This window comes from Streptomyces sp. SLBN-118 (assembly GCF_006715635.1).
Lineage (GTDB): Bacteria > Actinomycetota > Actinomycetes > Streptomycetales > Streptomycetaceae > Streptomyces.
Map to the genome: position 1 here is coordinate 2,969,580 of NZ_VFNP01000002.1, position 25,146 is coordinate 2,994,725.

21 protein-coding genes and 1 other RNA gene are annotated in these 25,146 nt (G+C 69.4%); 2 read left to right on the top strand and 20 right to left on the bottom strand.

The features are described from left to right. Nucleotides 1-44: 44 nt before the first annotated feature. The 3 genes from FBY35_RS31975 to FBY35_RS31985 all read right to left on the bottom strand — a co-directional run bounded on the left by FBY35_RS31975 (nucleotide 45) and on the right by FBY35_RS31985 (nucleotide 2,497). Complete coding sequence (locus tag FBY35_RS31975) at nucleotides 45-1,349, bottom strand: extracellular solute-binding protein (RefSeq protein WP_142217411.1); 1,305 nt, start codon at nucleotides 1,347-1,349, stop codon at nucleotides 45-47. Between the two features lie 269 nt (nucleotides 1,350-1,618). Then, a complete protein-coding gene (locus tag FBY35_RS31980) occupies nucleotides 1,619-1,906 on the bottom strand; it encodes a DUF3039 domain-containing protein (RefSeq protein ID WP_142217412.1) in 288 nt (95 codons plus the stop codon). Between the two features lie 30 nt (nucleotides 1,907-1,936). Then, nucleotides 1,937-2,497: a YqgE/AlgH family protein gene (locus FBY35_RS31985; RefSeq protein ID WP_142217413.1), complete on the bottom strand. Its 561-nt coding sequence runs from the start codon at nucleotides 2,495-2,497 to the stop codon at nucleotides 1,937-1,939. Between the two features lie 253 nt (nucleotides 2,498-2,750). Between FBY35_RS31985 and murA the strand changes: the two genes are divergently transcribed. Next, nucleotides 2,751-4,091, top strand: a complete 1,341-nt coding sequence (murA, locus tag FBY35_RS31990; protein ID WP_142217414.1) for a UDP-N-acetylglucosamine 1-carboxyvinyltransferase — start codon at nucleotides 2,751-2,753, stop codon at nucleotides 4,089-4,091. 98 nt (nucleotides 4,092-4,189) lie between these two features. On the opposite strand, the gene FBY35_RS31995 is transcribed toward murA, so the two are convergent. From FBY35_RS31995 to FBY35_RS32055, 13 genes are all read right to left on the bottom strand, one after another. Then, nucleotides 4,190-4,471, bottom strand: coding sequence for an HU family DNA-binding protein (locus FBY35_RS31995; protein ID WP_004571953.1), 282 nt, complete (start codon nucleotides 4,469-4,471; stop codon nucleotides 4,190-4,192). Nucleotides 4,472-4,783: 312 nt separating this feature from the next. Then, nucleotides 4,784-6,217 (bottom strand): NAD-dependent malic enzyme, encoded by a 1,434-nt coding sequence (locus FBY35_RS32000; protein WP_142217415.1) that lies wholly within the window; start codon nucleotides 6,215-6,217, stop codon nucleotides 4,784-4,786. Between the two features lie 416 nt (nucleotides 6,218-6,633). Beyond that, the gene (locus FBY35_RS32005; RefSeq protein ID WP_142218278.1) at nucleotides 6,634-8,988 is read right to left on the bottom strand and encodes a UvrD-helicase domain-containing protein; all 2,355 of its coding nucleotides are present in this window, start codon (nucleotides 8,986-8,988) and stop codon (nucleotides 6,634-6,636) included. 90 nt (nucleotides 8,989-9,078) lie between these two features. Further along, a complete protein-coding gene (locus tag FBY35_RS32010) occupies nucleotides 9,079-9,912 on the bottom strand; it encodes an anti-sigma factor (RefSeq protein WP_142217416.1) in 834 nt (277 codons plus the stop codon). After that, nucleotides 9,909-10,496 (bottom strand): sigma-70 family RNA polymerase sigma factor, encoded by a 588-nt coding sequence (locus tag FBY35_RS32015; protein ID WP_142217417.1) that lies wholly within the window; start codon nucleotides 10,494-10,496, stop codon nucleotides 9,909-9,911. Before FBY35_RS32015 ends, FBY35_RS32010 begins: the two co-directional genes overlap by 4 nt. Before the next feature lie 109 nt (nucleotides 10,497-10,605). Continuing rightward, the gene (locus FBY35_RS32020) at nucleotides 10,606-11,208 is read right to left on the bottom strand and encodes an ABATE domain-containing protein (RefSeq protein ID WP_142217418.1); all 603 of its coding nucleotides are present in this window, start codon (nucleotides 11,206-11,208) and stop codon (nucleotides 10,606-10,608) included. Nucleotides 11,209-11,316: 108 nt separating this feature from the next. Further along, on the bottom strand, nucleotides 11,317-12,552 hold the full coding sequence (locus tag FBY35_RS32025; RefSeq protein ID WP_142218279.1) for a serine hydrolase: 1,236 nt from the start codon (nucleotides 12,550-12,552) through the stop codon (nucleotides 11,317-11,319). A gap of 137 nt (nucleotides 12,553-12,689) precedes the next feature. Beyond that, nucleotides 12,690-13,829, bottom strand: coding sequence for a uroporphyrinogen-III synthase (locus FBY35_RS32030; RefSeq protein ID WP_142217419.1), 1,140 nt, complete (start codon nucleotides 13,827-13,829; stop codon nucleotides 12,690-12,692). Between the two features lie 97 nt (nucleotides 13,830-13,926). Beyond that, nucleotides 13,927-15,267, bottom strand: a complete 1,341-nt coding sequence (locus FBY35_RS32035; RefSeq protein ID WP_142217420.1) for a NarK/NasA family nitrate transporter — start codon at nucleotides 15,265-15,267, stop codon at nucleotides 13,927-13,929. Nucleotides 15,268-15,373: 106 nt separating this feature from the next. Then, complete coding sequence (locus FBY35_RS32040) at nucleotides 15,374-16,576, bottom strand: acyltransferase (RefSeq protein ID WP_142217421.1); 1,203 nt, start codon at nucleotides 16,574-16,576, stop codon at nucleotides 15,374-15,376. Next, nucleotides 16,573-18,696, bottom strand: a complete 2,124-nt coding sequence (locus FBY35_RS32045) for a bifunctional polysaccharide deacetylase/glycosyltransferase family 2 protein (protein ID WP_142218280.1) — start codon at nucleotides 18,694-18,696, stop codon at nucleotides 16,573-16,575. Before FBY35_RS32045 ends, FBY35_RS32040 begins: the two co-directional genes overlap by 4 nt. Before the next feature lie 72 nt (nucleotides 18,697-18,768). Continuing rightward, nucleotides 18,769-19,458, bottom strand: coding sequence for a hypothetical protein (locus FBY35_RS32050; RefSeq protein ID WP_142217422.1), 690 nt, complete (start codon nucleotides 19,456-19,458; stop codon nucleotides 18,769-18,771). Nucleotides 19,459-19,611: 153 nt separating this feature from the next. After that, nucleotides 19,612-20,577: a LysR family transcriptional regulator gene (locus FBY35_RS32055; protein WP_142217423.1), complete on the bottom strand. Its 966-nt coding sequence runs from the start codon at nucleotides 20,575-20,577 to the stop codon at nucleotides 19,612-19,614. 83 nt (nucleotides 20,578-20,660) lie between these two features. Between FBY35_RS32055 and FBY35_RS32060 the strand changes: the two genes are divergently transcribed. Further along, nucleotides 20,661-21,923, top strand: a complete 1,263-nt coding sequence (locus FBY35_RS32060) for an MFS transporter (RefSeq protein WP_260848883.1) — start codon at nucleotides 20,661-20,663, stop codon at nucleotides 21,921-21,923. 65 nt (nucleotides 21,924-21,988) lie between these two features. On the opposite strand, the gene ssrA is transcribed toward FBY35_RS32060, so the two are convergent. From ssrA to ftsX, 4 genes are all read right to left on the bottom strand, one after another. After that, nucleotides 21,989-22,359, bottom strand: a transfer-messenger RNA (tmRNA) gene (gene ssrA, locus FBY35_RS32065). Between the two features lie 148 nt (nucleotides 22,360-22,507). Further along, entirely contained in the window at nucleotides 22,508-22,987 is a 480-nt protein-coding gene (smpB, locus tag FBY35_RS32070) for an SsrA-binding protein SmpB (protein ID WP_142217424.1), read from the bottom strand. An 18-nt stretch (nucleotides 22,988-23,005) separates the two neighbouring features. After that, nucleotides 23,006-24,154 (bottom strand): S41 family peptidase, encoded by a 1,149-nt coding sequence (locus tag FBY35_RS32075; protein ID WP_142217425.1) that lies wholly within the window; start codon nucleotides 24,152-24,154, stop codon nucleotides 23,006-23,008. Between the two features lie 67 nt (nucleotides 24,155-24,221). Then, a complete protein-coding gene (ftsX, locus tag FBY35_RS32080; protein WP_142217426.1) occupies nucleotides 24,222-25,139 on the bottom strand; it encodes a permease-like cell division protein FtsX in 918 nt (305 codons plus the stop codon). Between the last annotated feature and the right edge of the window lie 7 nt (nucleotides 25,140-25,146).

A 25,146-nucleotide genomic window follows, 5' to 3' on the forward strand; every position in this document is an offset into this window, starting at 1 on the left:
GCGCCCTGGGGCTTCCGCCGGCATTGGTGTCGTTCGTCATCGCGTCAGCCCGCGGCAGCGAACGCCGCGTCCATCTTCTGTGCCGCGTCGTCCGACGCACGCGCCACGTCCTTCTTGCCGCTCACGATCTCCTGGAACATCGTCGGCAGCACCAGCGACGCGTCGATCCGGCCCCAGCCCGGCGACGCCGGCACGAACTTCGTGCCCGCACCCAGCGTCCGTACGAACGGCTCGACGAAGGGCTCCTTCGTCGCCACCTCCCCGCGCACGTCCGTGTACGTCGGCAGGAAGCCCATGGCCTCGAACAGCTTGCGCTGCGTTTCCTTGCCCGCGAGCTGCTTCATCATGTCCACGGCCAGCGTGCGGTGCGAACTGCTCCTCAGTACGCCGATGTTGTTGCCGCCCGCGAACGCCGGTGCGATCGAGCCCGGCTGCCTGCCCGGCAGCGGCACGACCGCGTATGAGCCCTTGACCGCGCCCGCCTCCACCGCCTGGTGGCTGAAGTCGCCGCCGATCGCCATCGCCGCCTTGCCGGAGGCGAACGCCGTCACCGTCGCGTTGCCCCCCATCGAGGCGCACTTCGCGGCCGGGCAGTTGTCGTCGCCGAAGAGCGAGGTGTAGGCGGTGATCCCCTTCCGTGCCGCCGGACTGTTGATCGCGGCCTTGTACGCCCCGCTGCTCTCCTCGGCGAGTTCGCCGCCCTGCGCCCAGATGAACGGCATCGCCCCGTACGTGTACGCGCCGCCGACTGCGAGGCCGTACAGCTCCGGCTTCGCCTTGTGGATCTTCTTGGCGGTGGCGATCAGCTCGTCCTGGGTCCTTGGGGCCGCGATCCCCAACTCCTTGAAGACGTCGGTGCGGTAGTACAGCGCCCGTACGCCGACGAACAGGGGCGCACCGTAGATCCTGCCGCCGACCGTGACCGAGGTCCGCGCCGTCGGGTCGGTGTCCTTCGCCTCGGGCCACGCTGCGAACTCCGCGCCGACATCGGCCAGTCCGCCGTCCTTCACGTATCCCGCCGTGTCCGTGTTGCCGTACTCGATCAGATCCGGCGCGCTCTTCGGGTCGTTGAACGCGGCCTTGATGCGCTGGGTCCGCGTCTCGACGGGTATGTACTCGATCTCGGCCTTCGCCTCCTTGTGCGCCGTGCGGAACGCGGCGACGGCGTCGGCGACGACCTTCTCCTTGGGCTTGTTGTTGACCTCTTGGAAGAGCCAGACGCGCAGGGTGCCGCTCTTGTCGTCCTTCTGGGCGCTGTTGTCGGAGGTCTGAGGTGCGCAGGCGGTGCCGGTGAGACCCGCCAGCACAAGTGCCGCGGCCGGGGCGGCGATTCGGGCGATCAGCTTCATGCGTGGTCCCCTCCGAATAGTCGTTGCAACATATGCAACGAGCGTTTCGTTCTGCACAACACGCAGGAGGCTAGAGCCGCGGCCGACAACCGGGCAAGAGGTCTCAACCACTCTGTGACCGGCGGACGCACCCCGCGCAACGGGGGGGGGAGAAACGCGAACGGCCCCCGGGACGCGCGTCAACGCGCGTCCCGGGGGCCGTCCCCTGCGGCAGGACTGCCGCAGTCAGACCTGTCGGCCGTCAGACCGGACCTGTTGGACCGGTCCGGCTACTTCTTGTCCTTGCCGCCCTTGTCCTTGTCGCCACCAGGACCCATGGACTCGTAGATCTCCTTGCACATCGGGCAGACCGGGTACTTCTTGGGGTCGCGCCCCGGCACCCAGACCTTTCCGCACAGTGCCACCACGGGAGTGCCCTCGAGGGCACTCGCCATGATCTTGTCCTTCTGGACGTAATGGGCGAAGCGCTCGTGGTCGCCGTCGCCGTGCGACACCTGCGGCGTCGGCTCTACGAGGGTCCCCGCGCCTGTCCCGCGCTCGGGCTCAAGAGTGCTCATAGCTGCCAAGGGTACTGAACGCCGCAGCGCTCAGTTCAGCGACGGGTCGTCCGGATAGGTGGCGAACATCGCGAGCTCACTGCGCTGCCTGCGCAGCACCGCCCGCCACAGGCCCTCCGGCCGGGGCGAGGACACGTCACCCGGCTCCGACTCGACGACGTACCAGGCGCCGTCGCTCAGTTCTTCCTCCAGCTGGCCGGGCCCCCATCCGGCGTAGCCCGCGAAGATCCGCAGAGACCCGAGCGCCCCGCCGAGCAGCTCCGGCGGCGCCTCGAGATCGACCAGTCCGATCGCGCCGTACACCCGCCGCCAGCCGAGCGGGCCCTCGTCACCCGGGATCACGGCGACGCCCAGCGCCGAGTCGAGGGAGACCGGGCCGCCCTGGAAAACCACCCCCGGCTCACCGGCCAGCTCGGCCCATCCCTCCAGGATGTCGCCGACCACGACCGGGGTGGGCCGGTTGAGAACAACACCGAGGGAGCCCTCGTCGTCGTGATCGAGCAGCAGGACCACCGCCCTGTCGAAGTTGGGATCGGCGAGGGCGGGAGTGGCGACGAGCAGCCGCCCTGTGAGCGAGGACACCTCGGTCATGCGAGACATGATCCCGCATCTTCGCCCTCCGCGGGGAGCGGGCGGCACAGTGTGAGCCCGCGCAGCTCAGAGCGCGACCCGGGCCCCGGTCGCCCGGAGGCAAGGCAGTGACGCTGTGCGAGCTGTCGTAAACCGAACGTGTTGTGCCCAATTCATTACGCTCACGAAGCGTCCTTGGCCTTACGGGATGGGGGTGGACGACCCTTACCCTTTTCACTTGGTCCCTGTCCGTCCACTCCGGAACGCGAGATTCATGACCGGCACAGACGATGTACTGCTTGTCCACGGCGGAACCCCGCTGGAGGGCGAGATCCGCGTCCGCGGCGCGAAGAACCTCGTGCCCAAGGCGATGGTCGCCGCCCTGCTCGGCAGCGAGCCGAGCCGGCTGCGCAATGTGCCAGACATCCGCGACGTGCGCGTCGTACGCGGACTGCTGCAGCTGCACGGTGTGACGGTGCGGCCCGGCGACGAGCCGGGTGAGCTGGTGCTCGACCCCTCGCACGTCGAGAGCGCGAACGTAGCCGACATCGATGCCCACGCGGGCTCCTCGCGTATCCCGATCCTCTTCTGCGGTCCTCTGCTGCACCGGCTGGGGCATGCGTTCATTCCGGGCCTCGGCGGCTGCGACATCGGCGGCCGGCCCATCGACTTCCACTTCGAGGTGCTGCGCCAGTTCGGCGCGACGATCGAAAAGCGGGCGGACGGCCAGTACCTGGAGGCCCCGCAGAGGCTGCGCGGCACCAAGATCCGTCTGCCCTACCCCTCGGTCGGCTCGACCGAGCAGGTGCTGCTGACGGCCGTGCTGGCGGAGGGCGTCACCGAGCTGTCGAACGCGGCCGTCGAGCCGGAGATCGAGGACCTCATCTGCGTACTGCAGAAGATGGGTGCGATCATCTCGATGGACACCGACCGGACGATCCGGATCACCGGTGTCGACAAGCTCGGCGGCTACACCCACCGGGCCATCCCGGACCGCCTGGAGGCGGCTTCCTGGGCGTCGGCGGCGCTGGCGACCGAGGGCAACATCTATGTACGCGGCGCGCAGCAGCGCTCGATGATGACGTTCCTGAACACCTACCGGAAGGTGGGTGGCGCGTTCGAGATCGACGACGAGGGCATCCGCTTCTGGCACCCGGGCGGCGCGCTGAAGGCGATCGCCCTGGAGACTGACGTGCACCCCGGTTTCCAGACCGACTGGCAGCAGCCGCTGGTGGTGGCCCTGACGCAGGCGGCGGGCCTGTCCATCATCCACGAGACCGTCTACGAGTCGAGGCTCGGCTTCACCTCCGCGCTCAACCAGATGGGTGCACACATCCAGCTGTACCGCGAGTGCCTGGGCGGCTCCGACTGCCGCTTCGGCCAGCGCAACTTCCTGCACTCGGCGGTCGTGTCGGGCCCGACGAAGCTCCAGGGCGCGGACCTGGTCATCCCTGACCTGCGCGGCGGCTTCTCGTACCTGATCGCGGCGCTGGCGGCGCAGGGGACGTCGCGGGTGCACGGGATCGACCTGATCAACCGTGGCTACGAGAACTTCATGGAGAAGCTCGAGAAGCTCGGCGCGAAGGTCGACCTCCCGGGCGGCAAACTCGTCTGACCGGACGGGCCGGCTGCGCAGCCCGTCGACCGGGCCCCTGCACAGCAAAAGGGCGGCCACCCCCAGCCGGGGTGGCCGCCTTTGCTGTTGCCTAGGGATTACTTGCCCTTGGCGGCTTCCTTGAGCTTGGAGCCCGCGGAGACCTTCACGCTGTAACCGGCCGGGATCTGGATCGGGTCGCCGGTCTGCGGGTTACGAGCGGTCCGAGCGGCACGGTGGGTGCGCTCGAAGGTCAGGAAGCCGGGGATGGTGACCTTCTCGTCGCCCTTGGCGACGACCTCGCCGACGGTCTCGGCGAGAGCGGCCAGCACGGCGTCGGCGTCCTTGCGGGTCACCTCGGCGCGGTCGGCCAGCGCGGCCACCAGCTCACTGCGGTTCATGTTGTTACTCCCGTGTTCTTCTTGCCTGTGAGGCGTGAGATCGAAGCCGATGCTGCCAGGGCCCTCGGACAGTCCCCGGACCCGGGTCTGCTGTCAGACCCTCGCGCCCGATTACGCATCCTGCCCCCACCAGCGGCGGGAAAGCCAATCCGGCACCCTCCGGAGTCACACGAAAGGCGCCACTGCCTCGTCGTGGTGACGTTCCGTCGACTTGGTGGAGACTCGTTGTGGAGACTCCGCGGAGCCTCGGGGCTCATGGTCCGCCACCCTAGAGCGGCAATCACGGCCCCGCGACTCGCGACGCGCCGTGTGTCAGCCCGACGTGGGGCCTGTCACAGAGGCGCCGACCGCCCTGGCGGCGTTGCGGACGGCGCCCGCAACCGCTCCGGCGACCTTCTCGTTGAAGACCGACGGAATGATGTAGTTCGGGTTGAGCTCGTCCTCGGTGACCGTCTCCGCGAGGGCGGCAGCCGCCGCGAGCATCATCTCCGTGTTGACCGTACGCGACTGGGCGTCGAGCAGGCCACGGAAGACACCCGGGAAGACCAGCACGTTGTTGATCTGGTTGGGGAAGTCGGAGCGGCCGGTGGCGACAACTGCCGCCGTCTGCCGTGCGATTGCCGGCTCGACCTCGGGGTCCGGGTTCGCGAGCGCGAACACGATCGCGCCGTCGGCCATCGCCGCGACATCCGCTCCTCCCAGCACGTTCGGGGCGGAGACGCCGATGAAGACGTCAGCGCCCGCGACCGCTTCCCTGAGGGTGCCGGTGGCGCCCTCGGGGTTGGTGTTGTCGGCGATCCATCGCAGCGGCGAATCGGGGGCCGCGTCCACCAGGTCCTCGCGGCCCGCGTGCACCACGCCCTGGATGTCGGCGACGACGGCGTGCTTGACACCCGCCGCGATCAGCAGTTTCAGGATGGCGGTCCCGGCCGCGCCCGCGCCGGACATGACGACCCGCACGTCTCCCACGGTCTTGCCGACCACGCGCAGCGCGTTGGTCAGTGCGGCGAGGACGACGATCGCGGTGCCGTGCTGGTCGTCGTGGAAGACCGGGATGTCCAGGGCCTCGCGCAGCCGTGCCTCGATCTCGAAGCAGCGGGGCGCCGAGATGTCCTCGAGGTTGATGCCCGCGAAGCCGGGGGCGATCGCCTTGACGATCGCGACGATTTCGTCGGTGTCCTGGGTGTCCAGGCACAGCGGCCAGGCGTCGATGCCGGCGAAGCGCTTGAACAGGGCTGCCTTGCCCTCCATGACCGGGAGGGCGGCCTTGGGGCCGATGTTGCCGAGGCCGAGGACCGCGGAGCCGTCCGTGACCACGGCGACGGAGTTGCGCTTGATGGTGAGGCGGCGGGCGTCCTCGGGATTCTCGGCGATCGCCATGCAGACCCGCGCCACACCCGGCGTGTAGATCATCGAGAGATCGTCACGGTTGCGGATGGGGTGCTTGGACTGCATCTCGATCTTGCCGCCGAGGTGCATCAGGAACGTACGGTCGGAGACCTTGCCGAGCACGACGCCCTCGATGGTGCGCAGCGCTTCGACGATCTCGTCGGCGTGCGCGGTCGAGGTCGCCGCGATCGTGACGTCGATCCGCAGTTTCTCGTGGCCGGAGGCGGTCACGTCCAGGCCGGTCACGGAGCCGCCGGAGGACTCCACGGCCGTGGTGAGCTGGGAGACCGCGGTTCCGCTCGCGGGCACCTCCAGCCGGACCGTCATCGAGTACGAGACGCTGGGCGCCGTTGCCATGACCGGGTTCCTCTGCTTTCCCTAGCTTCATTGCCGTGCGGCCGCGGCGATTGCCCGGCGACGCATTCCGATGGTCGCACCTACCTGCGGGTAGCAGGTAATAGTGGTCTTTGAGTTTTCGGAAACTGGATTTCACCACACGAGATTCGACCTCCTGGGCAGAAGCCGGGGGTGGCACCGGAGCCGCAAAAGAAACAGGTCCGCGTCACCCAGTGGTGACGCGGACCTTGTTCCCTGCGAAGAGGTGGCACCGACCCGCCATGCTCGCCTCGCGGCAAGTGGTCGCTCGAAGCGACGAAGGTTGGGCCCGGGGGCTTGGATCGAGCCGGTGCCAGCACCCAGGCTAACAAACGACCCCAGAACCTGATTCCCGCATCGCAGGTTGACTCCCCGTCAGGCGCTCACGAGACACCGGTTCAGTCTCTCAGCAGGTCCGGCACACCCTCCGCGTCCGGCTCGTCGCGCCGGCCGGAGACCACCGTCAGCTGCTGGGTCGCCCGGGTCAGCGCCACGTACAGCACGCGCAGCCCGGCCGGGGACTCGTCGGCGATCTCCGCCGGGGACACGACGACGGTCGCGTCGTACTCGAGGCCCTTCGCCTCCAGGGAGCCGAGCGCGACCACCCGTCGGCCGAGCCCGGCGAGCCAGCGCGCCGCCTGCTCGCGCCGGTTCATCGCGACCACCACGCCCACCGTGCCGTCGACCCGGTCGAGCAGACGCTGCGCCTCGGCCCGTACGGCCTTGGCCAGATCCCCGTCCGGTACCACCGAGAAGCGCGGCCGCACGCCCGTGGAGCGGACCGCGGACGGGGACTGCATCCCCGGCATCGCCAGCGCCAGCACCTTGGCCGCCAGCTCGGCGATCTCGGACGGGTTGCGGTAGTTGACCGTGAGCTGGAAGCGGCGGCGGGGGCGGGTGCCCAGCGCCTCGTCGCGGGCCTCGGCGGCCTCGTCCGGGGACGACCAGGAGGACTGCGCCGGGTCGCCGACAACCGTCCAGGTGGCGTGCCGGCCACGGCGGCCGACCATGCGCCACTGCATCGGGGTCAGGTCCTGCGCCTCGTCGACGATGACGTGCGCGTACTCGGTACGTTCCTGCGCCAGGCGCTCTGCGCGTTCGCGCTGCGACTCCTCGCGCTGCGGCATCAGCTCCTCCAGACCGGTGAGCTGGTCCAGCGGGTCGAGCTCGCGCCTGCGCTTGGGGCGGGCCGGGGTGCCCAGCAGCGTGTGCAGCTCGTCCAGCAGCGCCACGTCGTGTACGGACAGGGTCTCGCGCTTGAGGGATCGGGCGAGGCGGCGCACCTCTCCCTGGTTGAGGATCCGGCGTGCCCAGCGGGCCAGCCGTCTCTCGTCGGCCATCGCGGTGAGCACGCCGCGCGGGGTGAGCTCGGGCCACCAGGCGTCCAGGAAGCCGATGAAGGCGTCCTCGGACGCGACGTCCTCGTCGAAGGAGGAGCGCAGCTCGGCGGCGAGCTCGGGGTCGCCGAGAGAAGAAGATGCAGCCCGCGTCCCGTTGCCTGACTTGGCGTACAGGGCATCCAGCAGCAGCCTGCGTGCGCGGGGGCGCAGCAGGTTCACGGGCGCGGTGCCGCCCAGGACGCCCAGGCGGATGCGCTGGAGCTCGTCGGCCTCCAGCTCCAGCCGCCGCCCGAACGCGACCACACGCAGCCGCGTGGGCGTCTCCGCGGGCCCCCGCGTCCCCCTCTCGGGCTCCTCACCGAACGCGAGCTGTGCCGAGGGCGTGGGCGTCGGCAGCTCAAGCGCGCCTCGCGCGGCCTTGCGCAGCACCTTCAGCATCCGCGAGGAGCCCTTGACGCGGGCCACGGCCGGATCGTCGTACGCCGTCGCCTCCGCGCCGTCGACCAGATTGCCGACCGCCCGGATCGCAACCTGCCCCTCCTCCCCCAGCGAGGGCAGCACGCCCTCGGTGTACGCGACAAGCAGCGGGGTGGGCGAGACGATCAGGATGCCGCCCGCGTAGCGTCTGCGGTCCTGGTAGAGCAGATACGCCGCCCGGTGCAGGGCCACCGCGGTCTTCCCGGTGCCCGGCCCGCCCTCCACATAGGTGACGGACGCGGCGGGGGCCCGGATCACCAGGTCCTGCTCCGCCTGGATGGAGGCGACGATGTCGCGCATGGTGTGGCTGCGTGCCTGCCCCAGCGCGGCCATCAGCGCGCCGTCCCCGATGACCGGCAGCTTCGCCCCGCCCAGCGTGGCGCTGAGCTCCGGGCGCATCAGGTCGTCCTCGACGCCGAGGACCCTGCGGCCCTTGGAGCGGATGACCCTGCGGCGTACCACCCGGCCCGGATCGACCGGTGTCGAGCGGTAGAACGGGGCGGCGGCCGGGGCACGCCAGTCGATGACCAGCGGCGCGTAGTCGGAGTCGAGTACTCCGATACGGCCGATGTGCAGGGTCTCCGCGATGTCGGCGGTGTTGTCCTCGCGTACGGCGTCGTCGGCGGGCTCGATCGAGGTGTACGCCCCGTCCGGACCCTTCTTGCCGTCCTTGCCGCGCAGCAGATCAATGCGGCCGAAGAGGAAGTCCTCGAACTCGTTGTTCAGCCGGTTGAGGTGAACACCGGCCCGGAAGACCTGGGCGTCCCGCTCCGCGAGCGCGCCCGGGGTGCCGACCTGGCCGCGCTTGGCGGCGTCGTGCATCAGGAACTCCGCCTCGTGGATCTTCTCCTCGAGGCGGCGGTACACCCGGTCCAGATGTTCCTGTTCGACGGCGATCTCACGGTCTCGCACCGAGTCGACGGCGGATTCGACCATGGAATCAACAGCGGCATCCTGCGCGGCCACCGAGGCCCCCTTCTGACGTGCATGGGCAGCCGTCAACCGTACGCGAAGGGGGCGAATCTGTCAGGCGTCAACCTCCACGAGCCGCTTTCCGTCGAAGGTGCGGACCTCGAAGTGGTCGATGTCGTTCCGGTCCATCGCGGCTCCGCCGTGGACGTAGAGCGGGTTCTTGGCGGTCTTGACCGGGCTGTCGGGGATGCCGTAACCCCACTTCGGGACGGCCCAGGAGGTCACGACCTCCTCCTCGCCGGTCTTGGAGACGGCGATCAGACTGCACTTGAGCGGGCCCTTGACGTTCTTGAGTTCAAGAACGGTGTGGGTGCCCCAGGCCTTCTTCTCCAGGCCGACGGTCGCGCTGACCCCGCTCGTCGTGTCGGTGGCCTTGACCTTCTCTTCCATGTGGTTGAAGAAGGCGTCCTCGGCGGGACTGGTGGGGTGCGGTTCGCTGACCGCCTGTTTCGTGCCCGTGTCGTCGGCCGTGACCACGACCGCGACGGCGGGCCCGCCGATGATCAGGGCCGCGGCGGCCGCGACCAGATACATCCCGCGCCTGCGCTTGGCCGCCCGCTTGGCGGCGACCTCGTCCAGCAGACCGCCGAGCAGCTGCGGGCTGGGGGCGGTGGGCACCACGGGGACCGCCCGTGGCGGGAAGTCCGACCAGCCGGGCTCGGACTGCCTGCCGCGCATGTTCAGCACGTTCGACTGCTGCGGCGGCGCCGGGGCCTCGGCCAGCATCGCCAGCATCGGCTCCATCCCGGAGAACTCTTCGAGGTGGGCCGCGCAGATGTCGCACCCTGCCAGGTGCATCTCGAAGGCGGAGGCGTCCGCGTCGTCGAGAATGCCGAGCACATACGCGCCGACGGCGTCGTGAACGGACTCTTGCTCGTACATGGTCATGCCGTGACCCCCCTCTCCTCCAGAGCGAGCTTCATGGAACGCAGTGCGTAGAACACCCGCGACCGCACCGTCCCACTGGGTATGCCGAGCGTCTCGGCCGCCTCATTGACCGTGCGCCCCTTGAAATACGTCTCGACAAGCACTTCCCTGTGGGCGGGCGTCAAATCATCGAGTGCATCTGAGAGCGTCATCAGCCACAACGCCTTGTCGATCTCGTCCTCCGCGGGCATGACCTCCAGCGGCGACGGATCGACCTCCTGCGGCCGGGCCTGCCGGCTGCGGTGACCGTCGATGACGATGCGGCGTGCGACCGTCACCAGCCAGGGTCGGACAGAGCCGGTCGCTCGGTTGAGCTGACCGGCGTTCTTCCAGGCACGGATGAGCGTCTCCTGCACCACGTCCTCGGCTCGCTGGCGATCGCCGGCGACGAGACGGAGTACATAGGCGAGCAAAGGTCCCGCATGTTCGCGATACAGCGCGCGCATCAGCTCCTCGTCAGGTGCTGAGGAGTCGTTGCGTGGCTTCTCGCTGCGATGGCGGGCCCTTTGCGGACGGTCATCGGCCACGGCGGCATCCTTGCGCACCTGAACCTCCCGGTCGAGACCCTGTTTTTTCGGCTGACTGCTTCTCCCCCTTCTCTACGGGGGCCACAGACGCATCACTCAATGTCCGCGGAAAAAGTTTCAAGATCTTTTAGAGGTGTGCCGCCGCTGATCTGCGCCGGTGCCTCGCGACACGTTCGCGGTTCCCGCACACCTCGCTGGAGCACCAGCGGCGGCGCCGCCCGCGGGAGGTGTCCAGGTAGACGCGGCGGCAGTTGTCTCCCTCGCACTGCCGCAGCCGGGCCCGGGCCACCGGGTCGGTCAGGAGGTCCACGGCGTCGCGGGCGATCGCGGCCATCAGCGCCCCGCACTCGGGTGCGGCGCCCAGCGCCCGTACCAAGGAGCCCTCCGCGTCGCGTACCGCTCGGATGGCGGGAGGCGCCCCCGCCGCGAGGGCGTTGACGCGTTCCAGCGCGACCCCTGCGCGCCGGCCGTCGATCTCGGCCCGTACCAACTGGCCCACGCATTCCCGCAGTTCGACGAAGCGCGCCACCCATTGGATGTCGACGGCCGGGAGTGCCGTCTCCGCGGGCACCAGGCCCGCGCCCACCAGCCATCGGCCGAGCCGCCCGGCCTGGGCCAGCGCCTCACGCCCGTCGGAGGCAGATTCCGCGGTCGCCACCAGATCCAGGCAGATCCGCCCGGAGTCGAACCTCCACTCGTAGGAGGCTGCACCCGTCGCGCCTGCCGTCATGCGCCTGTCACCGCCTAGGGGTCACTGCCGGGTATCCCCTCCAGAGTGCCCGCCCGAACGTGCGGCCGGAACCCCTCCTCCCCAGAGGTCCGGCCGCACCCCCTCGTATCAGTCGCGCGCGACGTCCGGTGCGATGTCCTCGTAGCGCGGGGCGGGCGATGAACTGCGGGCGCTCGGCGCGGCGGCCGGCTTGCCGCAGAAGGCCGCGTCCAGCGTCCTGGCCATCGTGCCGAGCACATCGCCGTTGTTGGAGGTGTTGGCGAGCGCGGTGATGCTGCGGCGGCCGTCCTTGGAGGTGAAGGAGTACGTGTAGTAGCCCTGCACGGTGCCGGTGTGCCCGTACACGGAGACACCGCAGGACAGATCACGGCGTCGCAGACCGAGGCCGTAGCCCTGGGTGCTGTTGACCGGCACCCACTGGAGCATCTGCGTCAGCTGTGGGGCCGGGAGCAGCCTGCCCTTCAGCAGCGAGGAGAAGAAGGTGTCCAGATCACGGGTGCTGGAGATCATCGCGCCCGCGCTCTGGGCCCAGGAGACCGTCTGCCGGGTGGAGTCGACGAGGGGGGCTCCGGCCTCGTCGGGCCGGAGATAGCCCTTGGTGTGGCGGCCCGGAAGCGCGGTGTCGGGGTGCACGTAGAAGGTGTCGCGGAGCTTCAGCGGCTCGATGATGCGATGGCGGTACTCGTCGCGCAGCGAGTGGCCGGTGAGCTTTTCGATGAGGAGTCCGACGACGACGAAGTTGGTGTTGGAGTAGTCGTAGACGGTGCCCGGCTGGACCGTCAGGGGTTTGGCGAGCGAGAGGTTCACGAGCTCCTGGAGCGTGAAGACCTTGTTGCGTACGGACTCGAAGCCCGGCACGGTCTTGTCGAACATGTCGTTGGTGTAGTCGTACAAACCGCTGCGGTGGCTCAGCAGATGACGGACCGTGATCCGGTTGTCGGGCAGCAGACCCGGCAGATAGGTGTTGACCGGCGTGTCGAGGTCGAGCCTTCCCTCGCCGACGAGTTGCAGCAGGACCACCGAGGAGAAGCTCTTGGTGACGCTTCCGATGCGGAAGCGGTCCTCGGTACTGATGGCCCGTCCGGTGGCTCGGTCCGCGACCCCCTCGTTCGCCTTGTACACCGTGCCGTTGTCGTCGATCCTCGCCATCGCGCCGGGAGCGCCCTTGGCCAGCGCGTCGTGCAACACCGCCCGCAGACCCGCGAGATCGGGAGCTGTGTCGGTGGCAGCGGCTAACGGCGCCGCGGAGGGTGCCTGCGCGGACGCGGCCTGTACGGGGACTGCCAGCAAAGACAGCAGGACGGCGCCGACGGCCGTACCTCTGCCCACCATGCCTGAGACCATCTGGTTGTTCTCCATTCCGGTGCGAGCCGCGCCGCGGATGCGGACGTCGGCGACATCTGTACGCACCGGAACCCCGGAAGGTTGCAACGAGACCTACGTCGAGGCCATGCGGAACATGCCGTCCACCGCGGCGCGCCTCAGGCGTCCGCGTACTTGGTGTCGGCGGCCGGATCCAGGGCCAGCCGGTAGCCCCGCTTGACCACGGTCTGGATGAGCTTGGGCGCGCCGAGCGCCGTACGCAGCCGGGCCATGGCCGTCTCTACGGCGTGCTCGTCCCGCCCGGCGCCCGGCAGGACACCCAGCAGGTCGGAGCGGGAGACGACCCAGCCGGGGCGGCGGGACAGGGCACGCAGCAGGGCCATCCCGGCGGGCGGCACGGGCCGAAGTTCCTCGTCGACGAGGACGGCGTGGCCGCGGATCTCGACGCGGCGGCCCGCGACCGGGAGCGTACGGGCCCGGGCGGGCAGCTCCTGGCCGATCAGCTGCACCAGCGGGCCGAGCCGGAAGCGTTCAGGCTGCACCGTGGAGATGCCCTTGGCCTGCAGCGGGAGCGCGGTGACCGGCCCCACGCAGGCGGCCAGCACATCGTGGTCCAGGGCGAGCAGCAGCTCGGGGAGCATTCCCCGCGCCTCGGCGCGCGAGAGCAGCGAGAGGGCGGCGGGGGCGCTGGTGAACGTGACGGCGTCCAGGGAGCGTGCGACGGTCGCGTCCAGAAGCCGGTCGATGGGCGCGAGGTCCTCCGGCGCCATCCACCGGTAGACGGGCACGACGACGACTTCGGCGCCCCCTGCCCGCAGCGACTCGACAAATCCGGGCAGCGGCTCGCCGTGCAGCTGGAGCGCGATCCGGCGGCCCGCGACACCCTCGGCGAGCAGCCGGTCGAGGACCTCGGCCATGGACTCGGAGGCCGGAGACCACTCCTCGGTGAGCCCTGCGGCACGGATCGCTCCCTTGACCTTCGGGCCCCGGGCCAGCAGCTCGACCCCGCGCAGCCGCTCCAGGAGCTTCTCGCCGTGTCCCCAGCCGTCGGCGGCCTCCACCCAGCCGCGGAATCCGATGGCGGTCGTGGCGACGACCACATCGGGTGCATGGTCGATCAGTTCCTGGGTGGCTGCGAGGAGTTCGGCGTCGTCGGCGAGCGGGACGATGCGCAGGGCTGGGGCGTGCAGGACGCCGGCGCCGCGACGGCGAAGGAGCGCACCGAGTTCGTCGGCGCGCCGTGCGGCGGTGACGCCGACGGTGAAGCCGGCGAGCGGCCCGTGCTGATGGTCTTGCATAGTGCGTCCCCAGACGTGGTACCCCAGACGTGCGGATGGGACAACCGAGCCTGCCAACGGTGCGTGACAGGCTCGGTTCCCCGGGATTTCGCGGGTGTTACACCTCCGCGTAGCTGAGCTGCGGTTTCGCCTCCGCGACGGGCTGCGGCGCGCCGGCCGGCCGGCGGACGTATACCGCCCAGGTCACGGTGAAGCAGGCCGCGTAGAAGACGAGGAAGGCGACGAAGGCGGAGGTGCCGGTGCCCGCGGTCAGGAAGGACTGGCGGAATGCGAGGTTGATGCCGAGCCCGCCGAGTGCGCCCACCGCACCGATCAGCCCCATGGACGCGCCGGAGAGCCTGCGCCCGTAGGCGGCGGCCGCCTCGCCGGACATGCCCTTCGCGACCGCCTTCGCCTGGAAGATGCCCGGGATCATCTTGTACGTGGAGCCGTTGCCGACCCCGGTCAGCACGAAGAGTGCGATGAACGCGGTGGTGAACAGCGCCAGCGACTTCTCCACGGAGGCGGCGACGACGCCCCCGGTGGCCAGGCCCATGGCGAGGAAGTTCCACAGGGTGATCCGTGCACCGCCGTAGCGGTCGGCGAGCCAGCCGCCGACGGGGCGGATCAGCGAGCCGAGGAGCGGGCCGATGAAGGTGATCGAGGCGGCCTGCAGCGGGGTACGCCCGAACTGGGTCTGTAGCACCAGACCGAAGGCGAAACTGTAGCCGATGAAGGATCCGAAGGTGCCGATGTAAAGGAAGGACATGATCCACGTGTGCGGGTCCTTGACGGCTTCCTTCGAGGCCCCGGTGTCGTTCTTGACCGGGGCGAGGTTGTCCATGAAGACCGCGGCGCAGATCGCGGAGAGAGCGATGAGCGGGATGTAGATCCCGAGCAGCACGCGCGGTCCGCCGGCCGCGCCGATGACGGCGAGCGCGGCCAGCTGGACGACGGGCACTCCGATGTTGCCGCCACCCGCGTTGAGGCCGAGCGCCCAGCCCTTCTTCCGCAGCGGGAAGAAGGCGTTGATGTTGGTCATGGAGGATGCGAAGTTGCCGCCGCCCACGCCCGTGAGCATCGCGACCAGCATGAAGGTCGTGTACGAGGTCCCCGGCTTCATCACCACAAAGGCGGCGAGCGTCGGCAGGAGCAGCATCGACGCGGCGATGATGGTCCAGTTGCGGCCGCCGAAGCGGGCGACGGCGAAGGTATACGGGATCCGGACGAAGGCCCCCACCAGCGTGGCCATGGCCACCAGGAAGAACTTCCCGGCCGGGTCGATTCCGTACTCCGGTCCCATGAACAGGACCATGACGGACCACAGGGTCCAGATCGAGAACCCGATGTGTTCGGAGAGAATCGAGAAGGCCAGATTGCGCCGGGCGATCCGCTCGCCCTTCGCCGCCCAGAACGTCTCGTCCTCGGGGTCCCACTGTTCGATCCACCGGCCAGCCATCACGTGCCTCCACGGTCCTCGGGGTGTGAAGGGGACGTTATGGATGGCGCGTTTCGGCCCCGGTGGCGGCAGGTCACCGGGGCGAAACCTTGCTCTCACCCGGCCCTCAGCGCCGGTGTGAGCCGCTCTCCGTCTGCCGCGCCTTCCTGCTGCCGTCTGGCCACATACGCGGACGCCGCTTGGCCGCCAGGTCCTCGATCCAGCCCACGGCGACGATCATCAGCCCGATCAGCGGCCAGACCACGAGGAACATCAGAATCGTGTACGTCGCCTCCAGCCCGCCGCCCAGGTGAGCGTCCACGAAGGGGATCTCCCACAACAGGTCCAGCACGGGGATCGTGGCCATGATCAGGGTGTTGTGCCAGAGGTAGATCGTCACCGCGCGGTTGTTGAACAGCGTGACGTACCTGTCGAAGCGGGCGAGCTTTCCGGGCAGCTCCTGCCAGGACGGGGAGAACTGCAGCAGGATCACCACGAAGCCCAGCGACCAGGTGGCCTGGGCCAGCGGGATGTCGTTCAGGTCCCAGCCGTCCACGGTCTGGTGGCCGGAGGCCCACCACAGCCCGAAGGCCATCATCACAGCGGAGCAAGACATCACGACAAAGCGCGGAAGCTGCTTCAGCAGGCCCTCGTGGTGGGCGAAGCCGAGCACCCAGCAGGAGCCGAAGACCGCGAAGTCCGAAACGGCATTGCCGGTCTCGCCGGGGATCGTCACCAGGCCGGTGCCGACGATCGCGGTGAGGCCGAGCGGCGCGAGCAGTGTCACCCAGGGCAGCCTGCGAAAGGCCCAGAGCAGCAGCGGCGAGGCGATGACGAACCACAGGTAGGCGCGCAGATACCAGAGCGGACCCACCGCCTGGACCGCCCAGGTGTCCTCCAGCAGACCGGCCTTGTCACCGATGCTCCAGGGGAATTCGGGGGCGCCGACCGGGACGATGTAGCAGAACAGCCTGGCGAACCACCACAGCCCCTCCTCCCTGACCGGCTTCCAGCCGGCCACGAAGAGCATGGTGAGCATGACGGCGCTGAACGCCCACAGCGGCGGGAGCAGCCTGCGGACACGGCCGCGGATCACTGCGAGCGCGGGCCGCGACAGCGAACGCGCCATCAACGAGCCGGCGAGCGCGAACATCACGCCCATGGAGGGGAACAGGATCGTCAGCCAGGCCCAGCCGAATATGTGGTAGACGACGACACGGACGAGGGCGACGGAGCGCAGCAGGTCCAGATAGCGGTCACGGCCCGGCCGGGCGGCGGGAGCGGGCGGCTTGAGGTCCGGCGCCGCGGCTGCGGTGGAGCTGTGGCTCACGCGACCGGCCTCCGGTCCTCACTGCTGCGCCGCGGGCTGGGTATGACGCCGGGCGCCTCCACCGCTCCCGTACGCCGCAGTTTCTGCCAGCGCAGCCGGCCGCCGGTCAGGGCGGTGATCCAGGACTGCAGCAGCACGACGTACATCAACTGCCGGTACAGCAGCTGCTGGAGCGGCAGCGAGATCAGATGGAGCATACGCTCGCGGTCCAGCCGGAAGGCGTACGCGGCACACACGAGCTGGATGGCGAGTACACCCAGCCAGGCGGCGATCGTCTTCTGGGTGGGGCCGAAGACCAGTCCGTACAGCAGGAAGACGTCGATCAGCGGGGCCAGCAGCGGGGCCAGCACCATGAAGAGGGAGACCAGCGGCAGGCCCACACGGCCGAAGCGGCCCGAGGGACCGCGCTCCACGAGGGCGCCCCTGTGCTTCCAGATGGCCTGCATCGTGCCGTACGACCAGCGGTAGCGTTGCGACCACAGCTGCTGCACGGTCTCGGGGGCCTCGGTCCAGGCGCGGGCCCGCTCGGCGTAGACGACGCGCCAGCCGTCGCGGTGGATGGCCATGGTGATGTCGGTGTCCTCGGCGAGGGTGTCCTCGCTCATGCCACCGACGCGGTCCAGGGCCTGTCGGCGGAAGGCGCCGACCGCACCGGGGATGGTCGGCATGCAGCCCAGCAGGTCGTACATGCGGCGGTCGAGGTTGAAGCCCATGACGTATTCGATGTGCTGCCAGGCACCGATCAGGCTGTCTCGGTTGCCGACCTTGGCATTGCCCGCGACCGCGCCGACGCGCATGTCGCCGAAGGGCTGGACGAGCTCGCGCACGGTTGACGGCTCGAAGACGGTGTCGCCGTCCATCATCACGACGATGTCGTAGCGGGCGTTCCTGATGCCGTTGTTGAGGGCCGCGGGCTTTCCGGAGTTGGGCTGGCGCAGGACCCGGACGCCCGGAAGCAGCATCGCCTCGACTATGTCCGCGGTGCCGTCCGTGGAGCCGTCGTCGATGACGACGACCTCGATGGGGTGGTCGCTCGCCGTCAGCGAGCGGACCGTGTTGGCTATGCACTCGCGTTCGTTGTACGCGGGGACCAGCACCGACACCGGGCGGGTGACCGCCGGGCCCCAGCTGAAGCCGCGCCTTCGCACCTTGCGGGCGTGCGCGAAGGAGAGCACCAGCATCAGCCCGAAGCGCGCGAAGACGAGCACGCCGATCGCCGCGAGACCGACGACCAGGACTTCGGTCGTGTTCTCGGAGAAGGCGACCGCTGAGACGAAGGCCTTGCCCTTCCACAGCTCGGGGCCGGTGACCTTGGTGTGGGCGCTGGGCGCGTCGAGCGCCTCGGTGAGGTTGGTGAAGCGGTAGCCGCGCGCCTTCATCTGCGGCAGGAAGCGGCCGAGTGCCTCGACGGTCTGCGAGCGGTTTCCGCCGGAATCGTGCATCAGGACGATCGAGCCGCTGGTGCCCTTGGGAGTGGCCTGCTTGATGATCGCGTCGACGCCGGGGCGCTTCCAGTCCTCGGAGTCGGTGTTGTTGAAGGCGGTGATGTAGCCGCGGCTGCCGATGTACTGGGTGACCGGCCAGGACTTGTCGTCCAGGGCGTCGGAGAAGGAGGAGTACGGCGGGCGGAAGAGCGAGGTGTGGATGCCTGCCGCGCCCGCGAGCGCCAGCTGGTTCTGCGAGAGCTCCCAGTCGATGCGCGCGGTCGACTGGTAGGACAGGTCGGGGTGGTTGAAGGTGTGCAGTCCGACCTCGTGGCCCTCGCGGACCATCCGTTCCACCAGCTCGGGGTGGCGCGAGGTCATGGTGCCGGTGACGAAGAAGACGGCGTGGGCGTCGTACTGCTTCAGCTGGTCCAGGACCTTCGGCGTCCAGACGGGGTCCGGGCCGTCGTCGAAGGTCAGCACCAGCCTGCGGTCGGGGATGCTCAGCGCTTTGGGCGCGGCCTTGTCGCGCGCGTCGATGACCGGTCCGCCATTGAGAATCTCCTCGGGAACCTGGTGGGTCGGGGCGGGCGGGCGTACGCGGTGGTCGGCCAGGATCTCGCTGTGCACATAGCCGCGCAGCATCAGCATCGCGAGCAGGGCGACCAGGATGAGGACGGGCAGGAGATAGCGCATGGGCATTCTGCGCCGCGCGACGCGCCGGGCCCTGCGGCGCTGCCGCGGGCCCCTGATGTCGGGGTGTGTCATTTAGAGCGCGCCTTCTTGCACGGGTGGATCAGTGGGATTCGTCGACGGGCCCGGATCGGACGGTGCGGACACCGACGGACTGGGGTCCGGCTCGGGCCCGGGGGCGCTACCGCCGCCGCCCGGAGTGGCGGACGCGGATGCCCCGGGCACGGGCACTCCCTTGCCGGAGGGCTGGGGAACCGCGGAACCGGAGGTGGCGGGGCCCGGTCCGGCCGGGAGCCCGCCGGGGCCGCCCGAGGCGGAGCCGGAGGGGCGGGGCAGGAGGGCGCCGGTGGAGTCGGTGGGGGCGGGCGCGCCGGGTACACCGCCGGGTGGGACCTGCGCGGATGTGCTGTCGCTGGGGGCGGGCTGGATCTCGACCTTGTCGGTCCCCTCCTTCTCGCCCGTGCCGAGCCCGGGCAGCAGGGGCGCGGCGGAGTTGCCGCCGACGAGGGCGACGACGAGCGTCACGGCATAGCAGGCGCAGGCAATGGCCAGGACCCAGCCGAGACGGCGGAACTTCTTGCTGCGGCGGCCGCTCTCGTCGACGAACACCGGCCCGTCGGAGCCCTCTTGGACGACAGAACCGCCGGAACCGGACGTACCGGCCGGCAGATCGCCCAGAAACCGGCCACGGCCGTCAAGCTGGATCGTTACCTCGCTCGGCTCATTGGTATAGCCGAAACGGGCATCTTCTTGCCAATTTTTCACTGTTGTACGCACATCCCCCACTGGCTGGAATCGAGTGCGCGCACGACTGCCCGGACACTGCCGGACTGGGTCCCCACCCAACCTGCGCACCCTTTACCCCACTCACCCGGACCAAGAATGTAGCGCACACCGGTGACACCCCGTGCCCTTGTGTCAGTTGTTGTCACCCATCAGCGACATATCACTTTCGGGCAACCAGGCGTTGGCGTCCCGTTCCAGCCAGCCCTCTTGCCCGGCCAGCTCTGCGGCCGCCGACCGCAGCGCATCCACCCCTGGGTGACGGATGCTTTTTCGCCACACCATCGAGACCGGCGACAGCGGTACGGGGTCCACTATCGGGCGCAGCACAGTGCCGGGCATGGCCGGAAAGTCCACCACCGCCAGTACCGGAGTACGCGTCTTCGCCATCACCCGCCGGAACTCCTCGAAGCCGATCGCCACAGGTGCGGGCGGCGCGATCGTGATCCCGCGCCCGGCGAAGAGCCGCCGCGCCAGATCCGTCCACTCCAGGGTTGCCGGATTACCCGCACCGGCATATACGGTCTCGCCGGCGAGCGCGTTCAACGGAATCTGCTCCCGCTCTGCGAGCGGGTGGTCCAGCGGCAGCAGGACGGCCATCGGCTCGTACCGCACCGGCTGATGGGACAGAAGCGCCCGCACGGCCGGTTCCAGTCCGGCCATGCGGCCGAAGGAGACATCGAGCCGCCCGGCGACGATCTCGGCGGCGGCGCCGGTGAGACCGCTCTGGAAGCGGGCCATCAGCTCACAGTCCGGCGCGAGTTCCCTCGCCCTGGCCAGCACCCGGCCCGATGCCATGCCCTCGGTGTTGAGGTCGACGAGCAGCGGCCGCGAGGCTCCCGCCGCGGCCGCGAACAGTTCGTCCTGCGCGTGGAGAACGCCACGCGCGTAGGGAAGCAGCCGCTCGCCGTCGCCGGTGAGCGTCACCTGCCGCGTGGTCCGAACGAAGAGCTCGGCAGCCAACTCCCTCTCCAGCCGCCGGATGTCACGGCTGAGCGCCTGCTGGGCGACATACAGCCGGGCGGCGGCACGGGTGAAGTGCAGCTCGTCGGCGACGGCGACGAAGGCGCGCAGCAGGCGGGGGTCGAGGTCTCTGGCCACGCTCCGAATTTACAACAGGGGTGTGTCAATGAGGCCTGAGCAGGTGTTGGACGGTTCGAGCGCCTGGCGGCGAGGGTTGCTCCATGCCGCATCCAGCCGACGTCGAACACCCTCCAGCCCCTCCGGCGATCGAGGAGCGGGGTCCGGGGCGCAGCCCCGGCGCGCGCCCCAGCCCCTACCGCCGGCTCTTCGCACCGACAGGCGCCGCCGCCTTCACCGCCGGCAACCTCCTCGCCCGTCTCCCCATGGGCATGTTCGGCGTCAGCGGCGTCATCATGATCGCCGGAGCCCGCGGCTCGTACGCCCTCGCCGGAGCCGTCACCGCGACCGGCCTCGCCGCGACCGCACTGGTCGCGCCGTGGACCGCGCGGCTCGTGGACCGGCACGGGCAGGCCCGGGTCGCGGTGCCCGCGACGGCGCTCGCCGTGCTGGGTTCGCTCGCCCTGTTGCTGTGCGTACGCCTCGGCGCACCCGACTGGACCCTGTTCGCCGCGTACGCCGCGACCGCCACGACCCCCAACACCGGCGGCATGTCCCGCGCCCGCTGGGCCCATCTGCACCGCGGCGACCCGGCCGCGCTGCACACCGCGAACTCCTTCGAGCAGGCCGCCGACGAGCTGTGCTTCATGCTCGGCCCCGTGCTCGCCGCGTTCCTGTGCTCAGCGCTCTTCCCGGAGGCGGGCACTCTGACGGGCGCGATCCTGCTGCTCACCGGAGTCCTCATCTTCGCGGCCCAGCGCGACACCGAGCCGCCGGTCACCGCCCTCCCGGCGCGCACCCGCTCCCCGCTGCGTACGCCGGGCATGGCGCCGCTGCTCGCGGTTTTCCTCGCGACCGGCGCGGTCTTCGGCTCGATGGAGGTCGTCACGATCGCCTTCGCGGACGGCCGGGGGCAGGCCAGCGCCGCGGGCGCGGTGCTCGCGCTCCAGGCCGCCGGTTCGTGCGCGGCGGGCCTGGCGTACGGCAGGTTCCGCCCCGCCCGGGTCCTCCCCCGCCGCCTGATGATCTGCCTCGCCGCGATGACGGTCCTCATGTCGCTGCCCCTGCTTGCCGCGGCCACGGGTTCCCTTCCCGCCGTCGCCGTTGCCCTCCTCGCGGCGGGCATGGCCACGGCCCCGACGATGGTCACGGGGATGACGGTGATCCAACGCCTCACGCCCGAGGGCCAGTTGAACGAAGGCATGACGCTCGCGGTCACCGCGCTGCTCGGCGGCATAGCAGCCGGTTCGGCGACGGGCGGCTGGACGGTGGAGCACGCGAGCACGGCGTACGGATATCTGGTCCCCCTCGCGGCGGCGGCGACCGCCCTCCTGCTGGCCTCGGCGGGCCGGAGCAAGCGGTACTGAGAGCCGCGGCACCACACGACGAAGGCCCGGTCTGCCGTAGCAGCCGGGCCTTTGACGCATGGGATGAGTGGAGATGGCGGGAATCGAACCCGCGTCCAACGGTGCAGAATCAGGGCTTCTCCGAGCGCAGTCCGCTTCGATTTTCTCGGCCCCGGAGATCACACGGACAAGTCTCCGACGGGCTCAGTCACTGTTTGATTTCCCTCTGAACCCCGTGACCGGGCTTAGAGGTTTAGTTCCCTAGCTGATGCCAGGATCCGGGTCGGGAACAGCCCCGGGCTGACAAGTTCGCTAGTCGCTACTTAGGCAGCGAGGGCGAACTGAGTGCTCTTGTTATCGGCACTTATTGGTTGCGACATATGGTTAACGAGATCATTGCCGCTTCCTCGGCTCGCTTCCCCTGCTTCGACATCCGCTGTCGAAACCGATCATCCCCATGTTGATTTTTCAAACCACGCCCCTGCTGTGAGGGGCAGATGCCATCGTACGTGACCAACGCACGACGGTGCCAGCCCATTACTCCGGGCCGGGAACCTGCAGGTCACGTCCGTAGGAGTCCCGCAGGAGGTCGGGCCGGCCGGAGATCAGGCCCGCTGACGCTTCTTCGCGGCCGAGATGGCACGGTCCGTCTCGCGCCGGTCCTGCTTCTCACGCAGCGTCTGGCGCTTGTCGTACTCCTTCTTGCCCTTCGCCAGCGCGATCTCGACCTTGGCCCGCCCGTCCTTGAAGTACAGCACCAGCGGAACGATGGTGTGGCCGGTCTCCTGCGACTTCGACTCGAGCTTGTCGATCTCGGCTCGGTGCATCAGCAGCTTCCGCTTGCGCCGCGCGCTGTGATTGGTCCACGTCCCCTGCGTGTACTCCGGTACGTGCACGTTGTGCAGCCACGCCTCGTGGGCGTCGATCTGGACGAAGCCGTCCACCAGCGAGGCCCGCCCCTGACGCAGCGACTTCACCTCGGTACCTGTCAGCACGAGACCGCACTCGTAGGTGTCGAGGATGGTGTAGTCGTGCCGCGCCTTCTTGTTCTGCGCGATCAGCTTGCGCCCTTTTTCCTTAGCCATAGTGCGGTCATTTTCGCACTAAGACCCGCCCCCGAGGCCACCCAATACCGTCTGGGCCCGATCCTCGGCCCGCTCGTTCGCCGTGAGGTCCGGGGTGATGCCGCGCCCGTCGACGCTGTGACCGGCCGGAGTGCGGTAGTGGCCGACGGTCAGCTCGGCGACCGAGCCGTCGGGCAGGCGGCTGGGCATCTGGACCGAGCCCTTGCCGAAGGTGCGCGAGCCGACCGTGATCGCCCGGCCGCGGTCCTGCAGCGCCCCGGTGACCAGCTCGGCCGCGCTCATCGTGCCGCTGTCGACCAGGGCGACGACGGGTCTGGTGGTGTCCCCGCCGGGCGACGCGTACAGGGCACGCTGCTCGCCCCTGATGTCGTACGTGGCGACCAGACCACCGTCCAGGAAGGCGGAGGCGGCAGTGACGGCCTCGGCGACCAGTCCTCCGGCGTTGCCCCGCAGGTCCAGCAGGACGCCTGCGCCCGCGGGGGCGCCGGCGACCGCCTCGCGCACCCGGGCGCCCGAACCCTTGGTGAAGGAGGCGACCTTGATCATTACCGCCCCGCCCTGGAGGTGCTGGACGGTGACGGCCCGAGTGCTCAGCGTGGTGCGTACCAGCCTCTCGGTCCACACCCGGCCGCGCCGCTGAAGACCGAGGACGACGCTGGTGCGTTCGCCGCCGCGCAGCAGTGCGACCACCTCGGTGACGGGGCGCTCGGCGACCGGGAGGCCGTTGATCGTACGCAGCCGGTCACCGGCCCTGATGTCCGCCTTTGCCGCGGGGCCGCCGGGCTGGACCTCGGCGACCTCGACCTGCCCGCCGGCGGCGCGCCTGGCCGTGAGGCCGACGCCGGTGTACTGGCCGTCGAGGGCCTGCTCGAACGCCTCGTACTCGCTCTTGTCGTAGACCGCGCCCCATCTGTCCCCGCTGCGGCTGACGACTGCCTCGGCGGCCTCGGTGCCGGACTTGCCGTCGGCCATCGCCTCGGCTGCGGCCCGGGCGACGTCGTCCACGGTCGCGGCGGCCGTCTTGGCGGCAAGGCGCGGTGCGTTCTCGCCGTCGTGCGGCAGGGAGTTGGTGGCGGCCGCGGTGGCCAGAACACTTGCGAAGACCAATGTCAGGGCCGCCCCGCGGCGGATGCGGCGGGGCCGAGGGCAGAACTCCGAGCCCGGCATGGCGCCCACTCTAGGACAAGCGAACGGCGCCGTACGGCGGTTGGCCGGACGGCGCCAGGGGCGCTTGTCACACCTTGAGATACTTGCGCAATGCGATGAAAGCCGCCATGGCGGGCATCAGCAGCCCAATCGCGATCACCAGTGGCAACTTGGTGACCACGGCGTCCCAGCCGATGAAGTTGACCAACTGCATCTTCTCGGAGAGCGCCAGACCGTGGTCGATCAGGAAATACCTGCCGACCAGCAGCATCGCGGAGGCGACAACGCCGCCCAGCAGACCGGCGAATGCGGCTTCCATGATGAACGGCATCTGGATGTAGAAGCTGGATGCGCCCACCAGCCGCATGATGCCGGTTTCACGCCTGCGGCTGAACGCCGAAACGCGCACGGTGTTGACGATCAGCATCAGCGCAATGACCAGCATCAGCGCCATCACGAAGAGCGCGGCGATGTTCATGCCGTTCATCAGGGAGAAGAGGTTCTCCAGGATGTTGCGCTGGTCCTGGACGGACTGCACGCCGTCCCGGCCCGCGAAGGCGGTTGCCACGACCTTGTACTTCTCGGGGTCGTCCAGCTTGACCCGGAACGACTCCTGCATCTGGTCCGGCGTGATGGTGGACGCGATGGGGGTGTCCCCGTACTGGTCCCGGTAGTGCTTGTACGCCTCTTCGGCCGTTTCGTGGTGGACGACATCAACCACGTCCATCTTCTTCAGATCGGCCTCGATCTGCTGCTTCTGCTGACCGGTTACGGCTCCCTTGGCGCACTTGGGAGAGGTCGCCGCGTCGTTCTTGTTGCAGAGGAAGATCGAGACGTTGACCTTGTCGTACCAGAAGTCCTTCATCGTGCTGACCTGCTCACGCATGAGCAGCGCACCACCGAACAGGGCGAGTGAAAGGGCTACGGAGACGATGACGGCGAAGGTCATCGTGAGATTACGGCGGAGACCGACGCCGATCTCCGACAGGACGAACTGGGCGCGCATGGCGTCC

Excerpts from the sequence above, each read along its gene's own strand:
- FBY35_RS32045 (WP_142218280.1), bottom strand. The coding sequence starts at position 18,696 with ATGCGCTATCTCCTGCCCGTCCTCATCCTGGTCGCCCTGCTCGCGATG.
- FBY35_RS32035 (WP_142217420.1), bottom strand. The coding sequence starts at position 15,267 with ATGGCTGGCCGGTGGATCGAACAGTGGGACCCCGAGGACGAGACGTTC.
- FBY35_RS32010 (WP_142217416.1), bottom strand. The coding sequence starts at position 9,912 with ATGACCATGTACGAGCAAGAGTCCGTTCACGACGCCGTCGGCGCGTAT.
- FBY35_RS31975 (WP_142217411.1), bottom strand. The coding sequence starts at position 1,349 with ATGAAGCTGATCGCCCGAATCGCCGCCCCGGCCGCGGCACTTGTGCTG.
- FBY35_RS32000 (WP_142217415.1), bottom strand. The coding sequence starts at position 6,217 with ATGGCAACGGCGCCCAGCGTCTCGTACTCGATGACGGTCCGGCTGGAG.
- murA (WP_142217414.1), top strand. The coding sequence starts at position 2,751 with ATGACCGGCACAGACGATGTACTGCTTGTCCACGGCGGAACCCCGCTG.
- FBY35_RS32020 (WP_142217418.1), bottom strand. The coding sequence starts at position 11,208 with ATGACGGCAGGCGCGACGGGTGCAGCCTCCTACGAGTGGAGGTTCGAC.
- ftsX (WP_142217426.1), bottom strand. The coding sequence starts at position 25,139 with ATGCGCGCCCAGTTCGTCCTGTCGGAGATCGGCGTCGGTCTCCGCCGT.
- FBY35_RS31995 (WP_004571953.1), bottom strand. The coding sequence starts at position 4,471 with ATGAACCGCAGTGAGCTGGTGGCCGCGCTGGCCGACCGCGCCGAGGTG.
- FBY35_RS32030 (WP_142217419.1), bottom strand. The coding sequence starts at position 13,829 with ATGCAAGACCATCAGCACGGGCCGCTCGCCGGCTTCACCGTCGGCGTC.
- FBY35_RS31980 (WP_142217412.1), bottom strand. The coding sequence starts at position 1,906 with ATGAGCACTCTTGAGCCCGAGCGCGGGACAGGCGCGGGGACCCTCGTA.
- FBY35_RS32005 (WP_142218278.1), bottom strand. The coding sequence starts at position 8,988 with ATGGTCGAATCCGCCGTCGACTCGGTGCGAGACCGTGAGATCGCCGTC.
- FBY35_RS32075 (WP_142217425.1), bottom strand. The coding sequence starts at position 24,154 with ATGCCGGGCTCGGAGTTCTGCCCTCGGCCCCGCCGCATCCGCCGCGGG.
- FBY35_RS31985 (WP_142217413.1), bottom strand. The coding sequence starts at position 2,497 with ATGACCGAGGTGTCCTCGCTCACAGGGCGGCTGCTCGTCGCCACTCCC.
- smpB (WP_142217424.1), bottom strand. The coding sequence starts at position 22,987 with ATGGCTAAGGAAAAAGGGCGCAAGCTGATCGCGCAGAACAAGAAGGCG.
- FBY35_RS32025 (WP_142218279.1), bottom strand. The coding sequence starts at position 12,552 with ATGGTCTCAGGCATGGTGGGCAGAGGTACGGCCGTCGGCGCCGTCCTG.
- FBY35_RS32060 (WP_260848883.1), top strand. The coding sequence starts at position 20,661 with ATGCCGCATCCAGCCGACGTCGAACACCCTCCAGCCCCTCCGGCGATC.